The organism is Holzapfeliella sp. JNUCC 72 (assembly GCF_053668685.1).
The window spans coordinates 1020363-1040132 of record NZ_CM132220.1 but is presented as its reverse complement, the minus strand read 5'-3'; the positions used below and the strand labels follow the sequence as shown (position 1 = coordinate 1040132).

Sequence of the window (19770 nt, the reverse complement as noted above, 5' to 3'; positions counted from 1 at the left end):
TAAGAGAAAGTTACCAAAAGTCTTGTAATCAGAATTATAAAAGAGGGAAGCTAATGCTTAGAAAGATTCAATCTAACTTGAAGAAGTTAAAAAGAAAAGTTGATCCTTTTGACAATATGCAACGCTTTACTAAAGTTGGTCAGTATCACGTTGGGGCTGTTGAAGCGACACCACATCGTCAAAACTATTATTTAGTCGTGAAATATAATAGTCAAAAGGTATTGAAACAATATTTGATACCAGAAGATGAAAGCTTAGGGCTTAAAAGTTATCAAAGATCGTGGTCAAAAAAATTAAAACGATTCCATGCATTTGAAGAGATTTCGTCAAAAAGACGCTATATCATGGAAGAAAATATTGAAAAATTTGCTGAACGAGTTCAAAAATTCATTTTGCCCGACACATTAAATGTTGGGCTAATCACAGATACATATGATAAACAGTTAGTTTCATCTGATTATTTAAAAAGTGACGGGTTACAGCAAATTCAAGAGTTTAATACATTAAGTGAGCTAGAGCTGCTTGACTTAAAAGTTCATTTAGGTAATTGGATTTCAGGTTGTGACGAAGGCTATGCTTCTCAAAAGCGCTTACTTGAGATGCGTGATGCTTTTCAAGATGGTGCAATTCCATTCGTCAATTTAAAAGGGAATTGTGACGATAATGAAAGTTATGATGAAAAAGCAGAAAAATGGCCTAGTTTTGGTGAACGTGAGTTTGAAGATATCATGTGGCACAAAATGTATCAGCAAAAAGGCTTGCATGCCATCTATTCAGGTAATGGTGTCAGTTACTATGATTATCAAAATTTTAGATTGATTTTTATTAACACAAGTGATGTGCCTTATGAAATTGATGATCAGGGTAAGAAGCGATTTATAACCAAAAAAACGCTAGCGGTTAGAGAAGACCAAGTAGAAGAAATTATTGAAATATTATCAATTAGTCATCACAAGCGTATTCTGTTTATGGGTCACAGCGTTCCTGTAACACGTCGAGGGGACAACGCGTTGAAATATAACGGGCGAACTTTGCATGAATTGTTTGCTGCTTTTAACCAAAAAGCTTCGGGACATCTAAGCAATCGAGGTGTACCAGTTGAATTTAAACTCAATAATCAATTTGATTTTTCAAAAGTCGTTGATAGCCAAATCGTGAGTTATATTGGCGGTCATCATCAAAGTGAGTCGAATTACCGAATAAATGGAATTGATTATATAACATTGAACACTAGTTCACGTTTGAAATCATCAACTAATTTTAATAAGCGAGAAAAACGAGAACTTGATACGCCTAATGAAGTAGCTGGTTATGTATTAAATATTAATCCAAGTGAAAATGAATTACAGTTATTTGGGTATGGGGCTTCAACTTTTCGTAAAATTTTCAAAATATAGTCCACAAATTAACTAAAAAGGGTTACTATAGTTAATTGTGATAAATGATATCAAGAAGTGCAGAGGAGAGATGAGTATGTGTGGAATCATTGCTTTTGTTGATCCAAGAGGAACAAATAAAGAAGGATCAATCACATCAATGATGGATATGATCCAACACCGTGGTCCAAATAGTGGGGGAAGTTTCATTAATGAAACTGCAGCACTTGGATTTAGAAGATTATCAATTATTGACTTGGCGGGTGGTACTCAGCCAATTTATAACGAAGATGATACTAAAGTTATCACCTTCAATGGTGAAATTTACAATTATAAAGAAATTCGTAGCGACCTAATTGAAGCGGGTCATGAATTCAAAACACAATCTGATACAGAAGTACTACTTCATGGTTATGAAGAATATGGGATGGCTAAGCTGCTGGACAAAGTCCGAGGCATGTTTGCGTTTTTGATTTGGGATAGTGACGCTAATCAATTAGTTGGGGCACGTGATTTCTTTGGAATTAAGCCACTTTACTACTATAATCGTGACGGTCAATTTATTGTCGGTTCTGAGATTAAGTCATTCTTGGAACATCCAGATTTTGTTAAAGAATTGAATATTGAAGCGGTTAAGCCTTATTTGATGAATCAATATAACGATTTAGAAGAAACATTCTTTAAAGGGGTTTACCGTTTCCCAGCGGGACATTGGTTTACTTATAAGGATGGCGAATTGAATATGCACCAATATTGGGATGCAGATTACACGCCAAACGATTTAAGTTTTGAAGATACAGTTGAACAAATTCATGAGGTTATTTCTGAATCTGTTAATTTACACAATGTTTCAGATGTACCTGTGGGAAGTTTTCTGTCAGAAGGTATTGATTCAAGCTACATCACTAGTATTTTAAAACCTGAAAAAGTGTTTAGTGTTGGGTTTGATGACAAAACTTATGATGAAGTTAAAAATGCCCGTGACTTAGCCAAAATGAAAGGCTTTGACTTTTATGAATCACGTGTCAAGCGTGATGATGTATTGCGTGATTTTGAAGAAATGCAATATCATATGGATGAACCTGATGGGAATCCAAGTGTTGTGCCACTTTGGTATTTAGCCAAATTAGCCAGAAAACACGTAACTGTTGCTTTATCAGGTGAAGGGGCAGATGAGTTATTCGGTGGTTATGTGAACTACGGGATGCATTCACATAATACGGTCATTAAAGTTTTTGCCAATGGATTAAAACGTCTACCTAAAAATGTGAAGGCTAAATTGAGTCGCAAATTGTCAAAATCACGTAACTTTAAAGGTAAATTGCACTTATACACAAGTATCACAGAGCCAAGCGAATATTATGTAGGACAAGCTAAGATTTTTGATGAAGATTATCCCTCAATTTTTTCTGCACAAGATGCAAACCAAGTTTTACAACCTGTCTACCGTAATAAGATTACCGTTAAGAGCATTTACAAGCCAGATTTTGAAAAAGTAAAATCACTAGATTATGTTCGTCAAATGCAATATATCGACTTACACCACTTCCTAGTCAACGATATCTTACAAAAAGCGGATAAAATTTCAATGGCACATTCATTAGAAGTTCGTGTGCCATATTTGGATCGTAAGGTTGCCGATTTTGCAAATAGTATCAAGACTTCTTATTTGGTGAATAATAAAGATACAAAATATGCACTTCGTAAAGCAAGTGAAGCAGTGGTACCAAAGGAATGGTCACAACGACCAAAACTTGGCTTCCCAGTTCCAATCAAAAAATGGTTAAGAACTCAAGCCTTTTATCAAACAGTGAAGAAGCTGTTCTCTGAAGAATTTGTAAGAGATGTTTTTGATCAAGATAAACTACTTAACTTACTTGAACAGCACTACACAGGCGAGGCTGATTTACAACGTCAAATTTGGACGGTTTACAGTTTCCTTGTTTGGTACCGTGCTTACTTCATTGATTTTGAAGAAACAAAAGCGAAATATCGTCGTGTTCAACCTGAAGTCAAAGAAATGATTGACCAAGGTAAATTAGTGAACACTTAATAATTTAAAGTAAAAAGATTTCGATTTAAAATCGAAATCTTTTTTATTTGGACAAGGTGTAACCAAAATAATGCTAGCTTTAATAAGCATGAGTCGGTAACCTGGTAGGCAGTAAGGGGTATTGCAATGGATGTAGCAGAAAGATTAAAAAAAATCAGGCAGCAACGACAGTGGTTACAAGAAGAATTGGCTAAAAAATTATATGTGACAAGACAAACCATTTCTAGATGGGAAACAGGCGCGAGAGAACCAACACTTAGCGCTTTAACAGATATAGCACAGGTTTATCAAATGGATTTAGAAGAATTATTAGGTGGTAAGTTAGTCGTGAAGAAAAAAGAATTAAATTGGTTCGCCATTTTGGGATTAGTGATTTTTAATGTTGCATTTTTAGGTACAATTGGCGTTTTATTGGGGTTAGTTTTATTTTCATTATATTTTATTGGAACGATGAGTTTGATTTCAACGATAGCTTTAATTCAGCAGCTATTGTTCCCATCACCTTATCAAACAATTGATATGGCAATGAAATATCCATGGTCGATAGCATTGTTACCTATTGTTGGTGTTTTATTTTTAGTGGGTGCAGTTTATATCACGAAATTTTTAACGCATTATGGTTACAAGTATTTTAAATACAGTATTTCAAAATCTTATTATGAAGTCAGATAATAAAAAGCGATGTTTATAAGCATCGTTTTTTATTTTGAACAGCTTTGATTGGGAATCCGATTAAGTAATAGTTTATGATGATAGAAAAAGCAGAATTAATTAGGAGGAATCGTAATGAGAAAATGTGACTGGTCACAAAATGGCCATCAAAATATGGCGCAATATCACGATAACGAATGGGGATTTGCGGTTTTTGATGAAACCAAAACTTTTGAGCTAATGATTCTTGAAATGATGCAGGCGGGACTGTCTTGGCAAACTATTTTGAATAAACGCTCCGGGTTTCAAAAGGCATTTTCAAATTATACAATCGAAAAAATTGCACAGTACAATGCGTATGAGGTTGAAAAATTGCTTTCAAACAAAGAAATTGTCCGCAATAAACGTAAAATTGAAGCAATTATTTCAAATGCACAGCTACTTTCAAGACTTCATGTAGAAGAGGCGTTTAGCTTGAATGCTTATTTATGGTCATAATGTGCCTTTGATAATGAATTATGAAACACAAGCGAATATGCAGGGTTCTACAGCTATTTCAACAACGATTAGTCGTGAGTTGAAAAAACGAGGATTTAAATTTGTTGGTCCAACTATTGTGCAATCATGGTTAGAAGCGTTAGGAATGATTAATTCTCACCTAACGACATGTCCCATTAAACAGCAATGTGAAAACTTTTTTGATAAAAACTACACATTGTAGTTTGACAACTTATGTTTGTAGGTGTATTATTTCGAGTATCAGTTAAGGAGGTTATGAAGTGGCTAAAAGAAATACAGTTGGTTATGACAGAGTTATTGAAATGGCGATTGAAATTATCGAGAATGACGGTCCTGAAGAATTAACTTTTGGGAATCTGGCAAAAGCTCTAGATATTAAGTCTCAATCTTTGTATAACTATTTTAAAAATCAAGCGGAACTACTTGAAGAGCTGGGCACTCAATTTGTGAAATATTTGCATCAAGAGCTGATTGAAGGTTTGATCGGTTACTCAGGTAAGAAAGCATTGATTAAATATGCTGAGATTATTCGAAATTACTTTGCAGAACGCGGGCAATCGATTGCTTTGATTCATAAAGTTAAAAATTACGATAAAAACTCAGAGTTTTTTGTTGAGATGGAAAAAGTTATTCAGTTAATTGATCGCATTTTGGATTCAATTGATTTGCATGGTGTAGATAAAACTTCTTTTGGGGAAGGTTACATCAGTCAAATCCTTGGATTCTTGCTCATCGAACAATTAGGATTTCTTGATCAATATGGATTGCCTCATAACGATGAGAGTTTTCGCCAGATGCTTGAACTCTCAACTAAGATTATTGATTAGATACATCACGAAAGGATAAGAAATCATGAGTCAATTTTTCAAAAAGCATTACCATGCACTCATCGGTTGGATACTGGCATTAGTTATTGCGGTTGTTGCACTTCCTAATGTTGGTGAGTTAACGACTCAAAATTCAGCCGTTAAGTTACCAGATAATGTTCAAACACAGCTTGCTGAAACGATGAAAAATCAGTGGAGTGACTCGCAAAAAGATACGACTGAAGCTGTGATTGTTTTCCACAATGAAGGAAATGCACTTTCACAAGAACAAAAAGATCGTATCAAAGAAACTGTGGATAAGTTACGCCAAAACGAATCTGAATACGGCATCAAGAGTATGACAGCTTCAATGGACAACGAATACACACAAAAACAATTGATTTCACAAGATGAAACGACCCAATTATTACAATTGAACATTGATAAAAATCACGGGACACTTTCAGAAATCGAAAATCAATTGAATGAGGCCGCTAAAACTGACGGTGTGACAACTTATGTGACAGGGGCAGATATTTTAACTAATGCTTTCAGTCAAAAAACACAAGATGGGATTAAGAAAACAGAGGTTATTGCGGTTATCTTCATCTTCATTGTGTTGATTTTAGTCTTTAGATCGCCTGTTGTGCCGCTAGTTTCTATTGCAACTGTTGCAGTATCATTCATTGTTTCACTAAGTATTGTGACTAACTTAGTGGCACACTTTGGTTTTCCATTCTCAAACTTCACCCAAGTATTTATGGTTGTTGTACTATTCGGGATTGGAACTGACTACAACATCTTGCTGTATGACGAGTTCAAAGATCAGCTCAGTCTGGGCGTCTCGAACTCAGAAGCGATGCAAGTTGCCCGTAAAAAAGCAGGACATACGATTTTATACTCGGGAACTTCTGTTTTAATCGGGTTTGCAGTTTTAGGACTCGCACAATTTTCAATTTACCAATCAGCAGTTGGTGTTGCAGTCGGAATTGCGGTATTAATTCCAGTGTTACTAACACTAAATGCATTCTTCATGGTAACTTTAGGCAAGAAACTATTCTGGCCAGCTAAGAGCTTTGAAGGACATTCAACAAGCAAATTCTGGCACATGCTTTCAAAAAATAGTGTTCTAAGACCAATATTAAGTTTATTAATTGTCTTAGTCATTATGTTGCCATTATCCTTTATGTACTCAAATCACCTTAACTACGATGACTTAGATGAATTGGGTAATGATACGCCAGCTAAAGTTGGTTTTGAAGTGGTTCAAGCGCACTTCTCAAAAGGAACTGCTGAACCGACAACACTTTATATTCAAAGTGATCAAACTTTAGACAATACACAAAACCTAAAAGATATTGATAGCTTAACTCAAGCTATCAAAGCAATTCCAGGTGTCAAAACAGTTACTTCTACTACACAACCTGGTGGTGATCAAATTGACAAACTTTATGTTGATAGCCAAATGAAAACCGTTAACTCAGGAATTTCTGAAGCTCAAAAAGGAGCAAAAGATTTACAAACTGGATTAGTTGGAAATGGTCAATCATCACAAAATAATGGTCAATTGCCAACTGACTTGTTAACAGGTGTTAATAATGCAAGTAGTGGCTTAACACAACTACAAAGTGGTAGCCAACAACTTGTGGATGGCTTAACACAGCTTAATGACAAATTAGCAAGCCAAACAAGTGGTCAATCTCAAAGTCAAATCACACAATTAGTTGATGGATTGCCACAAATTAACTCAGCTATCCAACAATTGAATGGTGCGCTTCAAAATGCCGGCACTTCTGGTGTTGATACAAGTAGCCTTACTCAAAAACTATCTCAAGTAGCTGCACATACTAAAGCAATTGGGGATGAATTAACTCAAGCTGGTCAAACCCTAACTGGATTACAAGCTGAACAGCAACAACAAAGCGCACAATATCAACAAATGCTTAGCCAGTTACCTGAATCAGCTCGCCAAGCTATTGTGCAAAAAGATCAAAAAGTGCAACAAGCTTTAGCACAAGTTGGTCAAAATATTCAAAATGCGGGTAGTCACGATCAACAAATTGGTCAACAACTACAAGCAGTGAGTCAAGATTCACAACTATCAGGTATGATGCAACAACTGACAACATTGAAACAACAAGTACAAACACTTGCTGATAAATCAAATGTCGCATTACCAGGTGCAACACAAGCACTTAACCAATTGTATGGTGGGTTAACTCAAGTTCAATCAGCTGTTGCTCAAGGAAACACTGGTGCCCAAGCACTTAACGGTGGACTTGCAACTATGACTGAAAAAATGCCACAAATGGTTGATGGTGTTAAGAAAGCAGGCGATGGTGCTGGTCAATTGAACACTGGTTTAGGTACTGCTTATGACTACTTGAACAATTACCAAAACTCAGCTTCTGCTAAAACATTCTATATCCCATCAGATCAAATTCATGGAGAAGAATTCCAAAAATCATTAGATACTTACTTATCAAGCGATAAAAAGACAACTAAATTAATGATTATCCTGGATGAAAACCCAAGTTCTGATGAAGCTATCCAAAAAATTAATGAGCTAACCAACCAAACTAAAGGTATTTTGCAAAATGGTTCACTTAACAATGCACAAGTTGCATTTGGTGGTCAAACAGCTAAAATTGCAGATACTCAAAAAACCGCTAACGATGACTTCATTCGTACAGCAATGATTATGGTGTTGGGTATTGGTATCGCATTGATTTTTGTGACACGTTCAATCTTGCAACCCCTTTACATTTTAGGAACATTGTTACTAGCTTTCCTAAGTTCAATGACAATTACTAAATGGGTGAGTGCAACATTCCTTGGACATGAACTATTAACTTGGAACACACCATTCTTCACCTTTATCATGATTTTCGCATTAGGAGTAGATTACAGTATCTTCTTAATGATGAAATATCGTGAGTTTGGAGCAGAAGGTTTACAACCAAGTGAACAAATTATCAAAGCTTGTGAAATTATTGGAGCTGTTGTGATTTCTGCCGCTATCATTCTAGGTGGAACATTTGCTGCATTAATTCCAAGTGGTGTATTAACCTTGATTCAAGTAGCACTAGGTGTGATTATTGGTTTACTAATTTTGGTCGTTATTTTACCAATGATTCTATCAGCTGCTATTCGACTAACTTATGAAACATTCAATTTCAAAAAGTTATTCAAAAAAGACAAATAATTAAGCTAAATCTTATATAGACAACTTTAAAAAGACAGACAAAACCGACTCTCGCTTGAGAGTCGGTTTTTTAATGGTAAAAAATAAATTTTAGTTAATTTTAAACCTTTAAAATTGATTTTTAGCGATTAATTTGGTAAAAGTACTTAATATCTATTTCTTGTATGGTAAAATAGAATGGAATTTCTAAAAACCATATGACAATATTAAGGTGAACTAAATGAATGACAATCAACCAAAATTCACCCCGATATTACTTGGTAGTGATATCAATGTTTATGGAATGGCACGCTCATTTCACGAAGCATACGGGATGAAAGTAAAAGCATGGGCTTCAGGTAAGTTAGCTGCAACACGCTATACCAACATTGTCGAGATTGAAACAATTCCTAATTTTGGGGATGACGATGTTTTTATCCAAGCTATGCGTCAAAAAGTAGAAGAATACAAAAACCATCCTGAACCAGTAATTTTAATTGCTTGTGGGGATGCTTATGCAGAATTATTATCAAAATACAAAGATGAATTAAAAGAAACGTTTATCGTTCCTTACATTGATTATGATTTACTTGAAAAATTAAATCATAAAGATACTTTCTATCAAACTGCTGAGGAGTACGATTTACCTTACCCTAAAACTAAAATCATTGATGAAGAACAGTTTAATAATGGTGAGTATCAAACATTGCCATTTGACTATCCTATTGCACTTAAACCTGCCAATAGTGTGAAATGGGCTGAAATTAGTTTTCCTGGTAAGAAAAAAGCCTACACTATTCAAGATGAAGCGGAATTGAAACGTTCTTTAGAACAGATTTATGCACATAATTACCGTGATCGCATTATCTTGCAAGAATTTATTCCTGGGGATGATTCTAATATGCGTGTCTTGAATGCGTATGTTGATCAAGATCATCAGGTTAAAATGATGTGTCTAGGTCATCCGTTGCTTGAAGATCCAACACCGCATTCAATCGGAAACTATGTTGCGATTATTCCAGAATACAACCAAGCTTTATATGAACGTGTTCAAAGCTTCCTTGAAGCGATTAAGTTCACGGGGTATGCTAACTTTGACATGAAATATGACTATCGTGATGGTGAATTCAAGTTCTTTGAGATTAATTTGCGTCAAGGACGTTCAAGTTTTTATGTCACACTAAACGGCTACAATCTAGCTGAATGGGTGGTTAAAGATTACGTGACTGGTGAACTTAAATCTCAACCAACTACATATGCCAACCAAGCAGGTAACAAGCATATGTTATGGCTTGGTGTCCCTGAAAAAGTATTTAAGAAATACGCAGTGGATAACAAAGATAAAGACTATGCGCTTGAATTAATTCGTCAAGGTCGAGTGGGAACAACCGTCTTTTATGATAAAGATATGGGCTTTAAACGCTTCTTCTTGATGAAATATATGTTCCATAATTATATTGGTCGTTTCAAAAAGTATTTTGAAGAAAATAAAGGCCAAAACATTTAAAGAAAACGCCACTTGTTTAGCAAGTGTGCGTTTTTTTGTTAAGGAGGATTACAAATGCTCAAAAATAAAATAGGTGTGGTCATAACTTGTCTAGTACTAGCCATTCCTTTAGCCTTAATTTATAGTTTAGCTTCGTTACTGACGCATCCCCAAAACCTCAATTTCACAACAGATTTCATCCTTGCTTATTGTGTTATTTTACCCATTCAAACTTTAGCTATTATCGGCTATTTTATCCATCAAAATAAAAAGCGTTAATCTCAGCCGTTAATTTTTGACTTGCACAATAACAGGACTATAATAATCACCGTAAAATAAATTTATACATATTACACGGAGGTTTTTATTATGGTTGAAGAATTATCTTCAGAAGTCATGAAACACTTAAAGAAGTTATCAAATAGCGACAATGTTGTGAGTGCGCTAGCAATTGATCAAAGAGGATCATTGAAACGTATGATTGCATCTGCTGCTAACCAACCCTCTAATGAAACTGAAATCGTTGACTTCAAGAAAGCGGTATCCCGTGAGTTAACAAAATATACCTCAGCTATTTTGCTCGACCCAGAATACGGCCTTCCTGCATCAAAGGTTAAAGCTTCAGATTCAGGATTGCTACTTGCATACGAAAAAACAGGTTATGACGCAACAGAAGCAGGTCGTTTACCTGACTTACTTGAACACTGGTCAGTACGCCGTTTAAAAGAAGCCGGTGCTGATGCGGTTAAATTCTTACTTTACTACAACCCAGACGAAAGCGAAGACATTAACCAAAGAAAACATGCCTTTGTTGAACGTGTTGGTGCAGAAGCTAAACAATATGACTTACCATTATTTATGGAAGTGGTAACTTATGATAATAATGTGACTGATGCTAGCTCAGCAGAATTTGCAAAACTAAAACCTGCTAAAGTGCTAAAATCAATGGCTGAATTTGCTAAACCACAATACAATGTCACTGTTCTAAAAATGGAAGTGCCTGTTAACATGAACTTTGTTGAAGGTTATGGTGATGGTGAAGTGGTTTACACGAAAGAAGAAGCTAAGAAATACTTCAAAGAACAAAGTGAAGTTACAACAAAACCTTACATCTTCTTGAGTGGTGGTGTTTCATTTGATATGTTCAAAGAAACATTGAAATTAGCTAAAGAAGCCGGTTCAACATTCAGCGGTGTCTTATGTGGTCGTGCAACTTGGAAACCAGGTGTTCAACCATTCGCTGCTGAAGGTGAAGAAGCTGGTGACAAATGGTTACAAACTGAAGGCCGCCACAATGTTGAAGAACTTAATGCTATTTTGAAAGAAACAGCTACTCCTTGGACAAACAAAGTACAAGAAGCTAAATAATAAGCTTAATCTCTTCTCAAATAGAAGTCAGCGAGAAATTGCTGGCTTTTTGTTTTCTCATGTTTATTTAATTGTGTTATCATAGTAAACATACAAACAAGAAAAAGGTAGGTTTAGTTATGACACATTATATGAACATTCGTGGTGGTGCAGGTGACATTACCGTCCCTGAAACAAAATCACCCAAAGATAATCTTTATTTGGCTGTTAATGCTGAATGGTTGAAGACAGCCGAAATTCCAGGAGACAAACCTGCAACCGGTAGTTTTAACAAAATTGCTGAAAATGTTGAAAAAACATTAATGGCTGATTTTGAAAACTTTGCCTCGGGCAAAAAAGAACCACAAACAAATGAATTAAAAGAAGCTATAAAGTTATATCAATTAGCACTAGACTTTGATAAGCGTAATGCAGATGGTGCAGAACCTATTCAAGAAGATTTAGCCAAATTGACTAACCTAAAAGACTTTGATGACCTTAACCAACAGGCGGGTCAATTATCAAAGACAGGATTTGCTTTGCCAATTGATTTTGGTGTCAATATTGACATGAAAGATACCAAACACCATATTTTATTCCATAGCGGTCCAGGCGTCTTCTTACCAGATACGACTCAATATGGTACTGAACAAGGGGATCAGTTATTAGCTGTTTATAAAGATCAAACTGAAAAATTATTACAATTAGCTGGTCTTGATGAAGCAACTGCTAAGGCTTACGTCAAAAATGCTCTTGCATTTGATGCTAAACTATCAAAAGTGGTTAAAAGTAACGAAGAATGGGCAGACCGTCCAGCTGTTTATAACCCTTATTCAGCAGCAGATTTCAAAAAACACTTCAAGAGTTTTGATGTTGAAGGGTTGATTACGGAACTGGTTGGTCACATGCCAGAACGCTTGATTGAAGCTGAACCAAGATTTTTAGAACATGCTGAATCATTAGTAAACCCAGATAATTTTGACGAAATCAAAGGTTGGATGATTGTTTCTTATATCAATAGTGTTGTAGGATCACTTTCACAAGAATTCCGTGAAACTGGATTTGCTTACAACCAAGCACTAACAGGTGTTAAAGAAATGGCTAAGCCTAAAAAACACGCTTATCATTTAGCAAACAGTCGTTTTGCAGAACCTGTCGGAAACTATTATGGTGAAACTTACTTTGGTGATGATGCAAAACAAGATGTGACACGTATGGTTAAAAAGATGGTACAAATCTACAAAAACCGTATTCAAGCAAATGACTGGCTTTCAGATGAAACTAAAGAAAAAGCCATTGTCAAACTTGAAAAAATTGCAGTTAAAATTGGGTACCCTGACAAAATTGAAGCCATCTACTCAAAATTCAAAATCACACCAGCAGAACAAGGTGGCACTTTATATGGCAACTTATCTGCTATGAGTCGCATTTCAATTCAAGAAAACTTAGACAAGTTGACCAAAGAAGTTGACCGTACAGAATGGGCAATGCCAGGTAACTTAGTGAATGCTTGTTATGATCCAAGTCGTAATGACATCACATTCCCAGCAGCTATTTTGCAAAAACCATTTTATGATTTACATCAGTCTTCATCTGCTAACTATGGTGGAATTGGTGCAGTTATTGCGCACGAAATCTCACATGCTTTCGATAACAATGGGGCACAATTTGATGAATACGGTAATATGAATAACTGGTGGCAAGACCAAGATTTCACCGAGTTCAAAAAACGTACGCAAGATATGATTGATTTATTTGATGGCGTTGAATATGGCGATGGTAAAATTAATGGTAAACAAGTTGTTTCAGAAAACGTGGCTGATGCAGGTGGGTTATCTAACGCAATTGAAGCCGCAAAATCAGAACCAGATGCTGATTTGAAAGAACTATTTGAAAACTGGGCCCGTGTTTGGAGCCAAAAAGCTGAAAAAGCTTACATGCAAATGTTGCTAGCTGTTGATGTTCATGCGCCAGGTCCAATGCGTGCAAACGTTCAAGCACAAAATATGGATGAATTCTATGAAGTCTTTGATGTTAAAGAAACAGACGGCATGTATCTAGAACCTCAAAAACGCGTTAATATTTGGTAATATAAAAAATCTCTACGACTTTTTGTAGAGATTTTTTATTTTTCTAAAGTGTTGCTTCTATGATATGATAAAAATATGTTATTTTAATATTTTATTAATTTTAAAGAAAAGGAGGTAATCATGTTATCAAAATTACTAGAGAGTAGATGGTTCAACCGATGTTATCATGCAATTCATAAAGTTTTTGTGTTTGATGTGACGGCGTTATTTTATAGCGGGTTGTCAGTTATATTAATCTTACTGTATTTTTATGGTCAGATGTATATCGTTAATCGTTTAGAATATCCGGAAAGTTATTTTGTTGGTCCAGGTAGTTTTTATGATGTTGTTTATCTACTGGGTAAGAATGATCATGTCATTGCCCCTTTATTAGTCACAGCATTATTTTTAATTATTCCAATAATCATTAGTTTAGGATCAATCGTACGATTTAAATTTCGAGGACGTTATTTCTTTATCACAGTATTAACCATGAGCATTATTTATATTGGGTTATACACATTTGTGATTAATCGACGCGATTATCGATTTTACCCGGTGAATTACTTCAATATGACAAGTTTAGTCATGTTCTTTATTTTATCTATGATGCTACTTTATGCTGGTTATTTAATTTACCAAAAACAAAAAATTGACAGGGGAGATATTCTCGATGAGTAGAACTGAAAACGCGAAGTTCTTAAATTTCATTATGATCAAAAAGCAAGATGAAGTCGTGATTTTGAATCGTCTTGATAAGTTCAAAGGCTATACTTTTCCTGGTGGACACGTTGAAGCAGGAGAATCGTTTGTTCAAAGCGTTAAACGTGAAGCTAAAGAAGAAACAGGATTAGACATTGATCATATTCAATTAGTGGGAACTTGTCAGTATCAAGAGCAAGATTATCGTCGTGTGATTTTGTGTTATCAAGCCGAAGCTATTACCACAAGTTTGAAGGCTAGTTCAGAAGGTGGGGTTTTCTTTGCGAAACTTTCAGAACTTGATGAAACTAATTACTCCAGTGGCTTTAAAGAACTACTAGCTTTATGCACCAATCCTAACTATACGGAGTTAGTTTTTGAATCCTTGCCAAATGGCGATTCAAAATCCACTTACTACTAAAAAAGCACCTGACTATGTCAGCGTGCTTTTTTATTTGAGCTTGGTAAGTAGTTGAGTTAACATACGGCGCTCTGTTGGTGTTAGTCCCCATGTCAGTGAGCGAGTTGTTTGCGTAATCACGTTATCCACTTGTGGATAAATGCGTGCGCCTTTTTCAGTTAAGGCAATAATCGCCGTGCGACGATCAACGAAGTCTTGTTGTTTATAAACCAAGTCCAAGTCAATTAAGTGCTTGAGTTGACGTGTAACGTTACTTGCATTGATAGAAGTGTCTTGGATTAAGACTTCCTGCTTGATTTGTCGTTCTTTAGCCACTTTCAAAAAGAAAAAGTAGTTGGTGCTATTTAATTGAAAAGGCTTGAGGTTTTGATTTAATTGATTTTGAAATTTGCGAGATAATAAAGAAAATAACGGCAACATATCGTTTACTTTCGCCATAACAAGCCTCCTAAAGTGATAGTTTTAACACCCCTAAGTATACACTAATTTTCACCAAATAGGAAAAATCACGAGACTCGATATTGGTAAAAGTAATGAGTTGGGTGTAGGCTCAAGGTAACAAATTAAAATAGAAAGAAGTGTGCAGATATGTCTTTAACAACAAAAATTGGTAAAAGTGATATCGTAACAAAAAAATTAGGTCTAGGAACCAATAAAGTTGGGGGACATAATTTGTTCCCTAACCTAGATGACCAAGAAGGACGAGAAGTCGTTCAAACAGCCATTGATGATGGTATTCAAATGCTTGACACCGCATTTGCTTATGGCTTGGGTCGTTCTGAAGAATTGATTGGTGAAGTACTTGCTCAAAATCCAATGCGCCGCAAAAATTTAACAATCGCTACCAAAGCAGCTCAAGATCCAGCGCAAGAAATGGCGATTAATAATGATCCTGAATTTTTGAAGCAAGCAGTCCACGATGCTTTGAAGCGTCTACAAACGGATTATATTGATATCTTTTATATTCATTTTCCAGATAAAAACACGCCCAAAGATGAAGCAGTTCGAGCTTTACATGAATTAAAAGAACAAGGGTTAATTCGTGCTATTGGGGTGTCAAACTTCTCACTTGAACAATTAAAAGAAGCTAATAAAGACGGTTATGTTGATATTGTCGAAGACCGCTACAACTTATTACACCGTGAAGCAGAAGATGAATTATTCCCTTATTTACGTGAAAATAACATTTCATTTGTGCCATTTTTCCCACTTGCTTCAGGATTATTAACAGGTAAGTACCATGAATTGACTAGCTTTGCAGAAGATGATATTCGTAGCCAAGATGCTGATTTTCAAGGGACACGTTTTGAACAAATTATCAAAAATATTCAAGAAGTCCAACAAATTGCAGATGCTTATGGTGTGAATGTTGCTCAACTAATTCTAGCTTGGTATATCAAAAATCCAGATGTCTCTGTTGTTATCCCTGGAGCACGTGTTAAAGAACAAGTTGAATCTAATACACGTGCACTTGAAATTATTTTGAACCAAGAAGATTACGATAAAATTGATGAATTATTTAAGCTCTAAAAGCTGTGCTATAATAAGATTGTTTATAAAATCTTATTAGGAGGATGGGGTAGTCACAATGAGACAATTATTTGCATTATTTTGGCTAGTACTCGGTGTCATCTATTTGTTTTTTAACATTTCAGATTTGTTCACCGCATTTTCATTCAAATCAGTCTTTTTAAGTTTAGTCGCCTTATTTGTAATTGCCATTAGTATTGGTGATTTAAAAAATAATCGACAGTAAAAAAACAGCTACTCAAAAGGTAGCTGTTTTTTATGAATTTAATTAAAGGTGACGACTGGCCATCCATTTAATCATTTCAGGATCATGGTGATCAAAGAATTGACTCGTTTGGGTATCTAGTGTTTTGATTTGATCCATGTCTTCTTTTGACAATTCAAAATCTAACACATCAATGTTTTGTGCCATTCGTTCTGGGTTAACTGATTTAGCCAAAGGAATAATATTGCGTTGTACTAACCAACGTAAAATTACTTGGGCAACTGATTTGTGATATTTTTGACCGATTTCAGATAAGATTGGGTTTGTGAATAAGCCGTTTTTACCTTCAGCAAAAGGTGCCCAGGCTTCAACTGTTATACCATAATCTTGTAGGTAATTTACTTTTTCAATATTTTGATTGAAGGGGTTCACTTCAATTTGGTTAACCATGGGTTTGATTTTGCTAAATTCTGCTAGGTTAGTTGCTTGGGCAACATCAAAGTTTGAAATACCAATTGATTTCAACTTGCCTGCTTCATAAGCGGCTTCCATTGCACGCCAAGCACCAAAGATATCGTTATAAGGTTGGTGAATTAAAAGTAAATCAAGGTAGTCAAGTTGTAGGCGGTCTAAAGAGTCTTGAATAGCTTGAGGAGCTTTGTCGGCAGTTACATCTTCAACCCACAATTTTGAAGTAACAAATAAATCTTCACGAGTGACAAGGCCTGCTTCAATCGCTTCTTGAATGGCTTGTCCAACTTCAACCTCATTGCCGTAACTGGCAGCAGTATCGATTAAACGGTATCCTGTTTTAATCGCATCAAGAACAGCTTGTTTTGTTGCCCCTTCTTCACTGATTTGAAAAACACCAAAACCAAGTTCTGGAACAGAAATATTATTTGTTAAGTTAGTCATTTGTTAGTCTCCTTTTTCATCTTTAGCATGATAAACTAATTTTTCATTTTCATAATTAAGCGTATGATCTTCAAAGTGATCAATTTTGTAAGAAAGATAGCTAATTGTTTTTTGTCTTTCTTCAACTTCTTTAAGTAGTAAGTCTCGTTGTTCAATCAATAACTGTTTGCGATAATCATTGGTATTGTCTTCACTGCGAAATAGTTCAACGAACTCAAACAAGGCTTCAATTGACATGCCCGCATTACGCAAGACTTTAATATAAAAAACCCAGTTCATATCCATTTCTGAATAATCTCGATAACCGCTGCTATTGCGTTTGATTTTTGGCAGTAAGCCAATTCTTTCCCAATAACGTAACGTATCTTTTGAAACATCGAATTCCTTACTGACAGCATCAATTGTCATTTTTAGCACCTCTTTTCAAAACAAGTTGTTTAATTGATAGACTCAGTCTAAACCTTTAAGTCCACTTCAAGGCAAGTGTTTTCTAAAAAAATAAAAAATGTTCAACTCACAACTTAATGAGTCGAACATTTTTGGGTTAAAGTTCTTCAACCAATACCTCAACATGAGGCGTTAGGCTGTAGAACTTTTCAATTGAATAGTTGGTAATTTGTTTAACATTTGAAAAAATCACATTCGTTAAAGCTTCACTCACACAAGAAAAGTACTGCATGAGTAAGCCATCAAACATCGGCTTGATTGTGCCGTTAATCATACCATTACGCTGTCTAACTGGAATGGCTTTTGGAATTTGGTTGTAGATATGTACCGTGATTTTGACTGCACTAGCAATAGGCAAGTCTTGGTACATCAATTTAGCCTCTTGGCTCAACCTAGCGGAATATTGCTTAATTGCGTCTAGGGTTGTGAGATTCTCGAATTGAAAATCTTCTTGTTTGGTTTCGATGTCATTAGCACCGAATGTTAAATGGATCAATAAAAAACTCCTTGGTTACGTTCATAAATTCATGTTGCTCAACTAAGGCAACTTGATAAGTGTACCACGTTTTTTAGTCAAAACCTAATAAAAAAAAGACAGTCACTTAAATGTGGCTGTCTTTTTTGATGAAATTAAGAAATTGAATCGTGAACTGAACCACGTTCTTCATGGTACCAGTTGTTCCAATCTGATAATGTTTCAAAGTTGTGAACTTCTTCGTTACCTTGTTCAGCAATATCATTAATTAACATTTTGAAACGGTCACCTTGATTGAATAAGCATTTACGCATTAATTCATAGTCAGGCACGTTAATGTTTTGGATGATGAAACGGTTCAAGTCCATTGTTAAGTGGTGTGGACGGTCGTAGTAAGTTAATAATTCAAGATTATCATTCTTTAGACGATCAATATAAAATAACACGAAGCTTTTGTCTTTATCTGAGTATTCAGGGTAGTCAACTTCTTCTTCAACATTGTATGTGAAAGGACGGTCAAAGATTGCGCGATCTTTGTTGTAAAATTCATCAGCAAAGCGTTCTTGAACACTTTCTTCTGTTGTTTCTTGTTCTTGTTGTAAGTCTTTTTCTTCAGCCATTTTTAGGCTCCTTTCTTAGTGTGATTCACCAAGGAATTCTTCTACATCTTCCATTGTAATAGAACTATGGTGATTTGCAATAGAAAAACGGTGCAACTTCTGCAATTGTTCATCAGAAAATTCTTTTTCATCAATTCCAAGTGCTACCAAGCGTTTGCGAGCTTGAATGAGTTCTTGAATAGTTGAGAGGTTGGTTAATTCTGTTGTCGGTTTTGAGCTTGGTTGATCAGTAGCTGTCACTTTTTGTTGGGTTTTGAATTTAGCCTTGTCCGCATCTTGTTTATCTTTGGCAGATTTTGCAAGGGATTCAAATTTTGCTTTGATATCTCTAAAAGCAGGTTGCGTAAAGTGTTCGTCCGCTAGAATTTGATTAGCTTGATCAAGGACTTCTTGATAGCGACTCTCATTAAAGAGTTGACGCAGATTATTTAGTTTTGGGTTGTAGTCAGACTGAATGGTGGTAAGGGCGTTGTCAATCGTACTAACCCAATCACTGGCTGTTTCACTCATCATAGCATTGCCGTGTTCAAGCGTTTGTGCTTGGTTGAAGTAGTCTTTTGCTGTGACTAAATCAGAGTTTTTGAAATAATTCACGGCTGTACTTAAGAGTTGGGCTTGATTCTGGTAGGTCTTGGCAACCCCTTTGTCATCATAAATGGTGCTGGCTTCATTGAATTGCTGTTTAGCACTTTGATAGTTTCCTTTTTTAGCGGCATCTTGGGCTAAATTGAAAACGAGATTATAGTGGTTTTGTTCAGCATTAGCGTTAAGTGAACCATTAGCAAATAGCATGACTGCTAGACCAATAGCCATTACACTAGCAACTGCTATCACCACCGAAAAAATCGACTTTTTCATCTGTGTCCTCCGTAAGGTAAAAGTAAAACTGAAACTTCAAGTTTCTATATTATCGGTAATTATCAAAAAAAACAAGATGACTTGTCCAGTTTACTCGATTTCAAAC

Annotated in this window: 21 protein-coding genes; 15 read left to right on the top strand and 6 right to left on the bottom strand. The window is 35.5% G+C overall.

Going from position 1 to position 19770, the window contains the following annotated elements:
* Positions 1–53 precede the first annotated feature (53 nt).
* The 13 genes from JNUCC72_RS05135 to JNUCC72_RS05075 all read left to right on the top strand — a co-directional run bounded on the left by JNUCC72_RS05135 (position 54) and on the right by JNUCC72_RS05075 (position 14614).
* Entirely contained in the window at positions 54–1397 is a 1344-nt protein-coding gene (locus JNUCC72_RS05135; protein ID WP_454143508.1) for a metallophosphoesterase family protein, read from the top strand.
* Positions 1398–1473: 76 nt separating this feature from the next.
* Entirely contained in the window at positions 1474–3429 is a 1956-nt protein-coding gene (gene asnB / locus JNUCC72_RS05130; RefSeq protein ID WP_454143506.1) for an asparagine synthase (glutamine-hydrolyzing), read from the top strand.
* A gap of 126 nt (positions 3430–3555) precedes the next feature.
* Positions 3556–4101, top strand: a complete 546-nt coding sequence (locus JNUCC72_RS05125; protein ID WP_454143504.1) for a helix-turn-helix domain-containing protein — start codon at positions 3556–3558, stop codon at positions 4099–4101.
* Positions 4102–4215: 114 nt separating this feature from the next.
* Entirely contained in the window at positions 4216–4578 is a 363-nt protein-coding gene (locus JNUCC72_RS05120) for a DNA-3-methyladenine glycosylase I (RefSeq protein ID WP_454143502.1), read from the top strand.
* 13 nt (positions 4579–4591) lie between these two features.
* The gene (locus JNUCC72_RS05115; protein ID WP_454143500.1) at positions 4592–4801 is read left to right on the top strand and encodes a DNA-3-methyladenine glycosylase I; all 210 of its coding nucleotides are present in this window, start codon (positions 4592–4594) and stop codon (positions 4799–4801) included.
* A 58-nt stretch (positions 4802–4859) separates the two neighbouring features.
* Positions 4860–5426, top strand: a complete 567-nt coding sequence (locus tag JNUCC72_RS05110; protein WP_454143498.1) for a TetR/AcrR family transcriptional regulator — start codon at positions 4860–4862, stop codon at positions 5424–5426.
* A gap of 25 nt (positions 5427–5451) precedes the next feature.
* Complete coding sequence (locus JNUCC72_RS05105) at positions 5452–8610, top strand: MMPL family transporter (protein ID WP_454143496.1); 3159 nt, start codon at positions 5452–5454, stop codon at positions 8608–8610.
* 220 nt (positions 8611–8830) lie between these two features.
* The gene (locus tag JNUCC72_RS05100; RefSeq protein WP_454143494.1) at positions 8831–10096 is read left to right on the top strand and encodes a carboxylate--amine ligase; all 1266 of its coding nucleotides are present in this window, start codon (positions 8831–8833) and stop codon (positions 10094–10096) included.
* Between the two features lie 54 nt (positions 10097–10150).
* Positions 10151–10354, top strand: a complete 204-nt coding sequence (locus tag JNUCC72_RS05095) for a hypothetical protein (RefSeq protein ID WP_454143492.1) — start codon at positions 10151–10153, stop codon at positions 10352–10354.
* 90 nt (positions 10355–10444) lie between these two features.
* Positions 10445–11443 carry a tagatose-bisphosphate aldolase gene (gene lacD / locus JNUCC72_RS05090; protein WP_454143490.1) on the top strand — a complete coding sequence of 333 codons (999 nt, stop codon included), beginning with the start codon at positions 10445–10447 and terminating at the stop codon, positions 11441–11443.
* 119 nt (positions 11444–11562) lie between these two features.
* Positions 11563–13512: a M13 family metallopeptidase gene (locus tag JNUCC72_RS05085; protein WP_454143488.1), complete on the top strand. Its 1950-nt coding sequence runs from the start codon at positions 11563–11565 to the stop codon at positions 13510–13512.
* Between the two features lie 120 nt (positions 13513–13632).
* On the top strand, positions 13633–14172 hold the full coding sequence (locus tag JNUCC72_RS05080; RefSeq protein WP_454143486.1) for a hypothetical protein: 540 nt from the start codon (positions 13633–13635) through the stop codon (positions 14170–14172).
* Positions 14165–14614, top strand: a complete 450-nt coding sequence (locus tag JNUCC72_RS05075; protein WP_454143484.1) for an 8-oxo-dGTP diphosphatase — start codon at positions 14165–14167, stop codon at positions 14612–14614. Before JNUCC72_RS05080 ends, JNUCC72_RS05075 begins: the two co-directional genes overlap by 8 nt.
* 30 nt (positions 14615–14644) lie before the next feature.
* Here the strand turns inward: JNUCC72_RS05075 and JNUCC72_RS05070 are convergent, their stop codons facing one another.
* On the bottom strand, positions 14645–15052 hold the full coding sequence (locus JNUCC72_RS05070) for a MarR family winged helix-turn-helix transcriptional regulator (protein ID WP_454143482.1): 408 nt from the start codon (positions 15050–15052) through the stop codon (positions 14645–14647).
* Positions 15053–15202: 150 nt separating this feature from the next.
* Between JNUCC72_RS05070 and JNUCC72_RS05065 the strand changes: the two genes are divergently transcribed.
* Both JNUCC72_RS05065 and JNUCC72_RS05060 read left to right on the top strand, forming a co-directional pair.
* A complete protein-coding gene (locus tag JNUCC72_RS05065; RefSeq protein ID WP_339968762.1) occupies positions 15203–16144 on the top strand; it encodes an aldo/keto reductase in 942 nt (313 codons plus the stop codon).
* A 58-nt stretch (positions 16145–16202) separates the two neighbouring features.
* Positions 16203–16370 (top strand): hypothetical protein, encoded by a 168-nt coding sequence (locus JNUCC72_RS05060; protein ID WP_454143480.1) that lies wholly within the window; start codon positions 16203–16205, stop codon positions 16368–16370.
* A 42-nt stretch (positions 16371–16412) separates the two neighbouring features.
* Here the strand turns inward: JNUCC72_RS05060 and JNUCC72_RS05055 are convergent, their stop codons facing one another.
* From JNUCC72_RS05055 to JNUCC72_RS05035, 5 genes are all read right to left on the bottom strand, one after another.
* Entirely contained in the window at positions 16413–17264 is an 852-nt protein-coding gene (locus JNUCC72_RS05055; protein ID WP_454143478.1) for an aldo/keto reductase, read from the bottom strand.
* A 3-nt stretch (positions 17265–17267) separates the two neighbouring features.
* Positions 17268–17672, bottom strand: coding sequence for a MerR family transcriptional regulator (locus JNUCC72_RS05050; RefSeq protein ID WP_339968766.1), 405 nt, complete (start codon positions 17670–17672; stop codon positions 17268–17270).
* Positions 17673–17808: 136 nt separating this feature from the next.
* On the bottom strand, positions 17809–18207 hold the full coding sequence (locus tag JNUCC72_RS05045) for a RusA family crossover junction endodeoxyribonuclease (protein WP_454143476.1): 399 nt from the start codon (positions 18205–18207) through the stop codon (positions 17809–17811).
* A gap of 134 nt (positions 18208–18341) precedes the next feature.
* Positions 18342–18806 carry a hypothetical protein gene (locus JNUCC72_RS05040; protein WP_454143474.1) on the bottom strand — a complete coding sequence of 155 codons (465 nt, stop codon included), beginning with the start codon at positions 18804–18806 and terminating at the stop codon, positions 18342–18344.
* A gap of 15 nt (positions 18807–18821) precedes the next feature.
* Complete coding sequence (locus JNUCC72_RS05035) at positions 18822–19664, bottom strand: outer membrane protein assembly factor BamD (RefSeq protein WP_454143472.1); 843 nt, start codon at positions 19662–19664, stop codon at positions 18822–18824.
* Positions 19665–19770 lie beyond the last annotated feature (106 nt).

What these genes read in the sequence shown, in the direction of transcription:
- JNUCC72_RS05120 (WP_454143502.1), top strand. Translation starts at nt 4,216, where the DNA reads ATGAGAAAATGTGACTGGTCACAAAATGGCCATCAAAATATGGCGCAA.
- JNUCC72_RS05055 (WP_454143478.1), bottom strand. Translation starts at nt 17,264, where the DNA reads ATGACTAACTTAACAAATAATATTTCTGTTCCAGAACTTGGTTTTGGT.
- JNUCC72_RS05075 (WP_454143484.1), top strand. Translation starts at nt 14,165, where the DNA reads ATGAGTAGAACTGAAAACGCGAAGTTCTTAAATTTCATTATGATCAAA.
- JNUCC72_RS05115 (WP_454143500.1), top strand. Translation starts at nt 4,592, where the DNA reads ATGAATTATGAAACACAAGCGAATATGCAGGGTTCTACAGCTATTTCA.
- JNUCC72_RS05070 (WP_454143482.1), bottom strand. Translation starts at nt 15,052, where the DNA reads ATGGCGAAAGTAAACGATATGTTGCCGTTATTTTCTTTATTATCTCGC.
- JNUCC72_RS05135 (WP_454143508.1), top strand. Translation starts at nt 54, where the DNA reads ATGCTTAGAAAGATTCAATCTAACTTGAAGAAGTTAAAAAGAAAAGTT.
- lacD (WP_454143490.1), top strand. Translation starts at nt 10,445, where the DNA reads ATGGTTGAAGAATTATCTTCAGAAGTCATGAAACACTTAAAGAAGTTA.
- JNUCC72_RS05105 (WP_454143496.1), top strand. Translation starts at nt 5,452, where the DNA reads ATGAGTCAATTTTTCAAAAAGCATTACCATGCACTCATCGGTTGGATA.
- JNUCC72_RS05085 (WP_454143488.1), top strand. Translation starts at nt 11,563, where the DNA reads ATGACACATTATATGAACATTCGTGGTGGTGCAGGTGACATTACCGTC.
- JNUCC72_RS05080 (WP_454143486.1), top strand. Translation starts at nt 13,633, where the DNA reads ATGTTATCAAAATTACTAGAGAGTAGATGGTTCAACCGATGTTATCAT.
- JNUCC72_RS05125 (WP_454143504.1), top strand. Translation starts at nt 3,556, where the DNA reads ATGGATGTAGCAGAAAGATTAAAAAAAATCAGGCAGCAACGACAGTGG.
- asnB (WP_454143506.1), top strand. Translation starts at nt 1,474, where the DNA reads ATGTGTGGAATCATTGCTTTTGTTGATCCAAGAGGAACAAATAAAGAA.
- JNUCC72_RS05040 (WP_454143474.1), bottom strand. Translation starts at nt 18,806, where the DNA reads ATGGCTGAAGAAAAAGACTTACAACAAGAACAAGAAACAACAGAAGAA.
- JNUCC72_RS05035 (WP_454143472.1), bottom strand. Translation starts at nt 19,664, where the DNA reads ATGAAAAAGTCGATTTTTTCGGTGGTGATAGCAGTTGCTAGTGTAATG.
- JNUCC72_RS05095 (WP_454143492.1), top strand. Translation starts at nt 10,151, where the DNA reads ATGCTCAAAAATAAAATAGGTGTGGTCATAACTTGTCTAGTACTAGCC.
- JNUCC72_RS05100 (WP_454143494.1), top strand. Translation starts at nt 8,831, where the DNA reads ATGAATGACAATCAACCAAAATTCACCCCGATATTACTTGGTAGTGAT.
- JNUCC72_RS05060 (WP_454143480.1), top strand. Translation starts at nt 16,203, where the DNA reads ATGAGACAATTATTTGCATTATTTTGGCTAGTACTCGGTGTCATCTAT.
- JNUCC72_RS05065 (WP_339968762.1), top strand. Translation starts at nt 15,203, where the DNA reads ATGTCTTTAACAACAAAAATTGGTAAAAGTGATATCGTAACAAAAAAA.
- JNUCC72_RS05050 (WP_339968766.1), bottom strand. Translation starts at nt 17,672, where the DNA reads ATGACAATTGATGCTGTCAGTAAGGAATTCGATGTTTCAAAAGATACG.